Source organism: Cupriavidus sp. 05T313 (genome assembly GCF_056396665.1).
This window is the reverse complement of record NZ_JBFTLX010000072.1, coordinates 21466-27828: the sequence shown is the minus strand read 5'-3', so window position 1 is coordinate 27828 and position 6363 is coordinate 21466. Positions and strand designations below refer to the sequence as shown.

Annotated in this window: 7 protein-coding genes and 1 pseudogene; 7 read left to right on the top strand and 1 reads right to left on the bottom strand. The window is 61.8% G+C overall.

Annotated elements, in window-relative coordinates; all coding sequences use genetic code 11:
- The 7 genes and pseudogenes from AC1DKD_RS17510 to trhA form a co-directional block, all read left to right on the top strand.
- Window positions 1-266 (top strand): annotated as a pseudogene (locus AC1DKD_RS17510) (hypothetical protein); the annotation flags it as partial.
- Complete coding sequence (locus AC1DKD_RS17505) at window positions 263-1198, top strand: DUF3304 domain-containing protein (protein WP_441634286.1); 936 nt, start codon at window positions 263-265, stop codon at window positions 1196-1198. The pseudogene AC1DKD_RS17510 and the gene AC1DKD_RS17505, both read left to right, overlap by 4 nt.
- A complete protein-coding gene (locus AC1DKD_RS17500; protein ID WP_441634284.1) occupies window positions 1195-1668 on the top strand; it encodes a phospholipase effector Tle1 domain-containing protein in 474 nt (157 codons plus the stop codon). Before AC1DKD_RS17505 ends, AC1DKD_RS17500 begins: the two co-directional genes overlap by 4 nt.
- 96 nt (window positions 1669-1764) lie before the next feature.
- Window positions 1765-3612, top strand: a complete 1848-nt coding sequence (locus tag AC1DKD_RS17495; RefSeq protein ID WP_441634282.1) for a phospholipase effector Tle1 domain-containing protein — start codon at window positions 1765-1767, stop codon at window positions 3610-3612.
- Between the two features lie 70 nt (window positions 3613-3682).
- Entirely contained in the window at window positions 3683-3964 is a 282-nt protein-coding gene (locus tag AC1DKD_RS17490; RefSeq protein ID WP_441634280.1) for a PAAR domain-containing protein, read from the top strand.
- Between the two features lies 1 nt (window position 3965).
- Window positions 3966-4946, top strand: coding sequence for a type IVB secretion system protein IcmH/DotU (icmH, locus tag AC1DKD_RS17485; protein WP_441634278.1), 981 nt, complete (start codon window positions 3966-3968; stop codon window positions 4944-4946).
- 136 nt (window positions 4947-5082) lie between these two features.
- Window positions 5083-5700 (top strand): PAQR family membrane homeostasis protein TrhA, encoded by a 618-nt coding sequence (gene trhA, locus AC1DKD_RS17480; RefSeq protein ID WP_477143516.1) that lies wholly within the window; start codon window positions 5083-5085, stop codon window positions 5698-5700.
- Here the strand turns inward: trhA and AC1DKD_RS17475 are convergent.
- On the bottom strand, window positions 5697-6197 hold the full coding sequence (locus AC1DKD_RS17475; protein ID WP_441634274.1) for a GNAT family N-acetyltransferase: 501 nt from the start codon (window positions 6195-6197) through the stop codon (window positions 5697-5699). The two genes, trhA and AC1DKD_RS17475, sit on opposite strands and share 4 nt — an antisense overlap.
- Between the last annotated feature and the right edge of the window lie 166 nt (window positions 6198-6363).

Sequence of the window (6363 nt, the reverse complement as noted above, 5' to 3'; positions counted from 1 at the left end):
GGGTCAAGATCATGGTAGCGGATGGGAATGCTAATGGCCGAAACAGCGTCGATGTGCGTCCTGCCGACGACGATCCCTTTGTCGCTCATGGCGTGCTGGATGAAGAGGAATCCAAGGGTGTACGCGCCGGCGGTCGCTTGGCGTACTGCGCCGATGACGAGCGCAATTGTCCACCACGACTGCAGGAGAAGAGCTACGCGCCGGGTGGTCCATGTACTGCAGGCTTGCCATGCCCTCCGACAGTTGAAAAGGAGAAAACACGATGAATATTCTGCGCTGGCCGGCCAAGATACCGGAACGAGACAGCGGGAGATTGCCAGAAGGGCTCGACACACATCCGCTTGGCAAGGCAAAAGTGATCGATCCATTAGGTGCATGCGAACAGACGATCCATGTCAACCTCTTTTTCGACGGCGCCGATAACAACGATGACAAGCAAACTCATCGACGGAATGCCGCCAAGCACGACAACGGCGGTGTTGCGCGAATGCTCTGGCGACTCTGCGTCAGCCTGTCTCTGGTGGCGGCGCTGGGCGCCTGCTCTGATCGGTTGTCGGCTTGGCTTTCGCCGTTGTTTTCTGATGCAGAAGTGGAGGCAGCATCCACACCTGATCGTATGCTTAGTGCTGGCGTAAGCGGATTCAACTACACGCCATACTACATTGATGGCTTTGGCATCACTGGCCCAGATGGCTCGGGCGGCGGTGGCCCTACCATCATGCCTGCTCCTCCCGGAGAGCGCACCGGCGGAGGCGCGGAGAACTGCTGCATCAGCATCCCTGCAGTCTGGCGTCCCGGCATGAGCGTTTCAATTCGATGGACAGTGAACAAGGTCTTGGACGGCAAGACGCCAGGCCTCGTTTACCGTGCCACGTCCACGTTGCCCGAGTACGGCGAACTATCCGGCAGCATGTGGGCCATCTTCTTGCCCGGCGATCGAGTCAAAGTGATGGTGAGTGATAGCACTAACGGGCGTCGGGCGGATATCCGCCCTGGCGACGACGACCCCTTTATCGCTCATGGCGTGCTGGACGAAGAGGAAACCAAGGGTGTGCGCGCTCGTAGCCGTTTGGCGTACTGCGCCGATGACGAGCGCAATTGTCCGCCGCGATTGCAAGAGAAGAACTACGCCCCGGGCGGTCCATGCACCGCAGGCCTGCCATGCCCCCCGACATCCAAAAAGGAGAAGAACCGATGAATATTCTGCGCTGGCCGGCCAAGATGCCGGAGCGAGACAGCGGGCGTTTGCCGGAAGGGCAAGATGCATATTCGCTCGGCAAGGCAAAGGTGACCGATCCGCTTGGAGCATGCGAACAGACGATCCATGTCAATCTCTTTTTCGACGGCACCAATAACAACGACGACGAAAGGAATCCCTGGCGGGATTCAAGGGATAAAGCCCACACCAATGTGGCGCGCCTCTATAACGTGACAAAGGAAGAGCCAGCAGAAGGGCACTTCAAATACTATATCGTCGGAGTCGGTACGCCGTTCCCGGAGGTCGGCGAGCATACCTACTCATCAACTGGCAAGGCATTTGCCACCGGCTTCGGCACGCGCTGTGTCTGGGGCTATACGCGCTTACTGCGGGCAGTCCATCAGGCCATCTCCGGAGGGATTGATGATGGCTACATGGGGAATGCAATAGCCGCCAAAATCTGCGAATAGTTAAACCCAACCGTCACCGCGACCGTGTTCGGCGCAAGGCCGTCATCTCCACTGCTTGAGCAAAAGCTGAACGCCCTGGCCGGCCTGCAGCGCGCCATGGAGAGGGATTGCCAGCGCAACAAGGTGATCAAGAAGGTGTGGATCAACGTCTTCGGCTTCTCGCGCGGGGCGGCGTCGGCGCGCGTTTTCGTCAGCAAGCTGGTCAATGAGTGGGCCAAGGATGGCAAGCTCGCCGGGCTGATCCCCTACCAGGTGAACTTCCTTGGCCTCTTCGACACCGTGGCCTCGGTGGGGCCGCCCGACTCCACCGCGAGCGCCCTCGATTTCGATACCTTCGATGGCCACTTCGACTGGGCAGGGAGCGGCCGGCTCAATATCCCGAAGTCCGTCAGGCGCTGCGTGCACTTCTTCTCGATCCACGAGCAGCGCATGAGCTTTCCGCTAGACACGATCCGTAAGGGCCGCAGCTATCCGGCCGGCCCGGACCGGCTCCTCGAAGTGCCCTATCCCGGTGTGCACTCGGACGTGGGTGGCAGCTATCCTCCCGGAGACCAGGGCAAGTCGCTGGTGAGCGATGCGCACAAGCTCGGTAAGATTCCGCTGCACGATATGTACATCGAGGCACTCAAGGCGGGGGTGCCTTTGCTTCTGGAAACAGATATTCGGAATCCGCCAGGGCGCGTGGACGACTTCGCAATCGCCCTTCCCGTCATCCAGGCCTTCAACGCCTGGCGCGACAGGCTGCCACAAGTGGCGAGCGTGGAAGAGGCCATGGACCTCGGCCTGCGCCAGAACCTGATGTGGCGGACGCTGCGGGCGCGCATTGGCTCCGGTGAGTACGTCTGTTTTCAGCCGTTCTACAGAGCCTGCGAGAGCCGCGAAGGCAAACTGACGCCGCATCAGATCGAGTCGAGGATCGAAGCCGAGCAGGCCAATGACCCGGCGACGCAACGGATGCGGGCCGAGCTGGAGGCGCTAGAACGGCAATCCAGACAGCTTGGCAGCCGGGCCGCATCGATGGGAATCGGCGGCGGCGGCACCGCGGCGCAGCGCCAGGCATTGCTGAAGGAAGACGCCCTGCTGAGAGCCAGCATTGCAGCGAAGAAGGCGGAGATCCAGCGCCGCAAGGAGGAGCTGTATGCCAAGATCGCGGGCAAGAAGCCGGAAGACGCGCGTCCCGGCGAGGGCGCGGATGAAATCGTTGCCAATGACCAGCGCGACCTGCGTGAAGCCGCGGAGGAGTTTCGGCTGCTGTTGGGCTTTCTTCACCCGGATCAGCGTGAGGCACTGGGTGTGCAGACGCATTTTGTCAGGCGTCCGCCCATGCCTGGCGATGTCTTCGGCACCCTGCGCGGCATCGTGGGCCGCGTTCTCGCTGGGCCTATCGGCAACGCGGGCAGCCTGCTCTGCGTGCGGCGGGACAAGAACCCCGACTCGGAGGTGGTCACGCTGGTCCAGCGCGATCTGATGGTGTCGACCGCCGCGGTGCGGCCCTTCAATGCGGGGGACGACGTGCTGGTCCGGCCCGCCGATGAAATGATCGACTACCTGCGCAAATGGACCTCGCCGGCAGCCGTCGATCGTTTCGCCGTTCAGGAGCGGGCAGCCATTGCCCTGTTCGACGATTTTATCCATGACAGCCGGGCGTGGTTCCGAGTCCCGCACTTCCACGAGTACTCGCTGGGCGGCTATGGTTGGGCACGTACGCTCTATATTGGCGACAACACACGTGTGCGGCACCTCGGCATGACCAAGCTCAGCACCTTCGATGCCATGATCGGCGTCAGCAAGGCGGCGGTCCAGTTGGCCAGGAAGGCGGCGCTCGATACGGCGGCCGAGGCAGCAGGCCGCGCCGCGGATGCCATGCTGGACGCCACCAAGTCACGTGGGAAGTCGTTGCTTGACGACATGATCCCCAAGGGGCCGCCATGGCCCCGCCTGTGATGGCGCTGCCCGCGTCCCCTCACTTTCCATGCCTTTCCATTTCATTCAATTTCCACTTGAGGAGACTGCAATGCCCCAATCCATTATCGTGGTCGGCGACAAAACCTCGCATGGTGGCCGAGTGATCACCGGCTCGCCAAGCGATAGGATCGACGGTCAGCCGATTGCCCGCAAAGGCGATCTGGTCGACTGTCCGATGCGGTATCCGGACGGGCGGCTGCACGGCGTCAATCCGATCATCGAGGGTGACGATTCCCATATGCTGGATGGCCGGCCGATTGCTCTGCATGGGCACCGCTCCGAATGTGGCTGCACGCTGATCGGCAGTACCGGCAGCTTTGTCGGGGGCTGACATGGGCGCTTCGGCAAAAGCGGAAAATCATTCGCGCTCTCAAAGGGTGCCGCGGCAAAAGACCCGGGCACGGGTGAAGCCTGTCGCGAAGACGAAATCCGAGGCGACCGCGGCAGTCGCGGTCGAGGGGGGCACCGAGCCGCTACCGACACTTGGACCGGTGCCGGAGGAGGTACTGGCGAAGCGGTTGGCCGAGATGAAAAAAACGCGGAATCCGCTGCTGACGGCCGCTGACCCACTCATGCTTTTCTTGGCAAATATTCCACTGGGCATCATCAGCTTCAGCCAGCGTGGCAAGATCGACTTGTTTCGGGCGCAGCTCGAGCAAGAGATAGGGGCCTTCGAGGCGTTGTGCTTCCAGGCAAATATCCCGCCCGCGCATGTCGTCGGTGCCAGCTATTGCCTCTGTACGGCGCTGGATGAGGCGGTTCACGATACGAAATGGGGTGGCGACACGGCACAGGGCCTGGGCGCCTGGTCGCAAAACGCATTGTCCGTCCGGTTTCATGGAGACCGGGATGGCGGCACAAAGGTCTTCCAGCTGGTTGGCCGGCTTGTCAAGGATCCCGACGGCAATCGCGATCTGCTTGAACTGATTTTTCAGGTCATGAGCCTCGGTTTCATGGGGCGTTACCGCGTCGACAGCGATGGTCGTCGCAACCACGAACACATCCGCCAACGCCTCTATAGGCTGGTGCAGGCTGGCCGCCCGCCAGTGCCAAAAGAACTATCCCCGCATTGGCGGGGCGAGCCGGCTGGCAAGATGAAGCCGTTATGGCATATCCCCGTGTGGATGGCGGCTCTCACCTACAGTCTGATCTTGCTGGTCATTTACGTCTGCTTTGCCTACCAGCTATCCGTCCGGACAGAGGAGGTCAGACAGGCGATTCTTGCGATTGGGGAGATGCGCCCCCCAATCGAATCCGACCCCGAATCCGAGCCGCCGCCCGCCGCGCCCGGTGAGGCGGGGCCGGTACGGTAATGGAAAGTGTGGGCGCGCCCGTGATGAATGGATGCCACGCCCCCTCGAAATCCATGCAAAAATACCCCGATAACACACCGCAACAAAGCCCCCTGCAATCGCCCCAACCAGCGACCACTACAGGAGAATGAACAACATGTACCGTGGAGAACGTTTCAACGGCTACAGCCATTTGGCGGGCGCCGTCCTGGCCGCCGCCGGCACCGCCGTCCTGATCACCACCTCTGCCCTTTACCATGACGCGTGGAAGGTCGTCAGCTCGGTCGTCTACGGCACCACGCTCGTCTTCCTCTACACCATCTCCACCCTCTACCACAGCCTGCGCGGCCGCCCGAAAGACATCCTGCGCCGGCTCGACTACTGCGCCATCTACCTTCTGATCGCGGGGAGCTATACGCCCTTCGCGCTGGTCACGCTGCGCGGGCCCTGGGGCTGGACGCTGTTCGGGGTGAACTGGGGGCTGGCCGTCATCGGCATCGCGCAGGAACTATGGATCGGCCACCGCACGCGCGTGTTCTCGCTGCTGATCTATGTCCTGATGGGCTGGCTGGTGCTGTTCGCCTTCGGCCCGCTGGTGGCTGCGTTGCCGGCCGCCGGCCTGTACTGGCTGGTGGCAGGCGGCGTGCTCTATACGGCCGGCATCGTGTTCTTCCTGTTCGACGAGAAGGTGCGGCATTTTCACGGCATCTGGCACCTGTTCGTGCTGRCCGGCAGCGCCTGCCAGTTCGTCAGCATCCTCTGGTACGTGGGCTAGGGCTTGCCGGGTCCGGGTGTGCTTCCTGTCTCCTCCACGGCCAGGCGCATGGGCACATAGGCGATGCCCTTTGTCTGCGCGCGGGGGCCGGCGGACCGGAAGCCGAAACGTTCATACACAACCGTAGCGAACGGGCTCGAATTCACGGTGAATTCGCGAACCCCGCCAGACGCCATCGCCGTACGGCTGGCCACCCCCCAGAGTTGCGCGGCAACGCCTGTCCGATGCATATGCGGYGCGACGAACAGGTGGAAGAGGTGGCTACCGTCTCGCATGGCAATGACACCAGCCAGCTGCTGGCCACGAAAGGCAACCTGATAATCGAAGCGCGGACTGCAGACATAGCCCGCGATCGAGTCTGGCGAGAGGCTGGCAAGGAATGATTCCGCACCCTCCCCCGACGCCTTGATGGTGAAGTAGTGTGCAACGCTCGTTGCCAGCGCGCTGATTGCGGCAGCGTCCTTGATATCGGCCCGGCGAATGATCAACGTATCCATGGTGGTAAATAATCGACTCGGTGTAGCCGTATTTCCCGCCCAAAAAGGCCGGAAGCACCCCGGCGCGATGCGAAGCGAACCGTGAAGGTGTACCTGACCGTATGGGCGCCTCGTCGGCTGACAGGTCCTTTCATTTAACTAGACCAGCTGAACTTGGTTCAACCGA